Source organism: Pantoea eucrina, from assembly GCF_002095385.1.
In the GTDB taxonomy this organism is placed as follows: Bacteria; Pseudomonadota; Gammaproteobacteria; order Enterobacterales; family Enterobacteriaceae; genus Pantoea; species Pantoea eucrina.
Genome location: NZ_MIPP01000091.1, coordinates 1 through 1,066, shown reverse-complemented (window position 1 = coordinate 1,066; position 1,066 = coordinate 1). Strand labels below are relative to the sequence as shown.

Annotated in this window: 1 protein-coding gene and 1 pseudogene; one reads left to right on the top strand and one right to left on the bottom strand. The window is 62.7% G+C overall.

All coding sequences use genetic code 11. The features are described from left to right. Positions 1 to 700 (bottom strand): LysR family transcriptional regulator (locus HA43_RS18490; protein ID WP_094112331.1); only part of this gene is annotated, 700 nt, incomplete at its 3' end. Between the two features lie 87 nt (positions 701 to 787). Here HA43_RS18490 and HA43_RS18485 point away from each other — a divergent pair. After that, a pseudogene (locus HA43_RS18485) lies at positions 788 to 1,066 on the top strand (cyanate transporter); the annotation flags it as partial.

The window sequence follows — 1,066 nt, the reverse complement described above, 5'->3', positions numbered from 1 at the left end:
CGGGCAGTAGCGTCAGGCCCAGTCCGGCTTCGCTGGCGCTGGCGAGCGCCGCCAGGCTGGCACTGCTGTAGCTGATGCGCCAGCTGCGCGCCAGCTGGTCCAGCGCCTGGCACATCTCCTCCCGGTAGAGCCCCTGCTGCGGGAATACCACCAGCGGGACCGGCGAGCGGGTAAAGCAGGGATGAGCCTGGCTATCGAGCCAGAGCAGCGGCTCAGGGCGCGAGGCGAGGGGACGCTCGCCGCCGGGCTGCTTGATGAGCATGATATCCAGCTCTTCACGCAGCCATGCACGGTGCAGATCAACATACATGCCGCTCATAACATCAAGACGCAGCTGCGGGTGTGCCCGGCTGAAATCCGCCAGCAGCCCGGCGGTCGGCGCTGCAAAATCTTCCGGTACGCCAAGCCGCAGAACGCCGTCTCGCCAGGTATCGCCCATGACATCCCACGCTTCACCGTTAAGCGTAATGATGCGGCGCGCGTAGGCCAGCATCTTTTCACCCTCTTCGGTCAGCGTAACCTGATGTGACGTGCGTACCAGCAGCGCTTTGCCGAGCATCTCCTCCAGCCGGCGCACCTGCTGGCTGACGGTGGACTGAGAAAGATGAACCCGCCCGGCGGCTCGGGTAAAGCTGGCGGTTTCGCAGACGGCAACAAAGCTCAGCAGCTGCTGAGGCGTAAACATAGGCTGACGATTCATTTTTCCACTGTTCGCTATGGCATTATTTTATTTCCCAATAGTAACTACTGCTGCGATGCTGGCAACCTTTTAACACTGAGAGTGTTTATGAACAGAAATTCGCTGACGCTGGCCGCCCTGATCTTGGCCGGACTGAATATGCGTCCGCTGCTGACGTCGGTCAGCCCGCTGCTCGGTCAGCTGCGCCAGGCGATCGGCCTGTCACCGCTGGCGGCGTCGCTGCTGCCGGCGGTGCCGATGATCATGATGGGCGCGGTGGCGCTGCTGAGCGCATCGCTTTTACAGCGTATTGCGCTGCAGCGCCTGCTGCAGGCGGGATTACTGCTGCTGCTGCTGGCGCTGCTGGCGCGTGCAGCTACCGGCAGC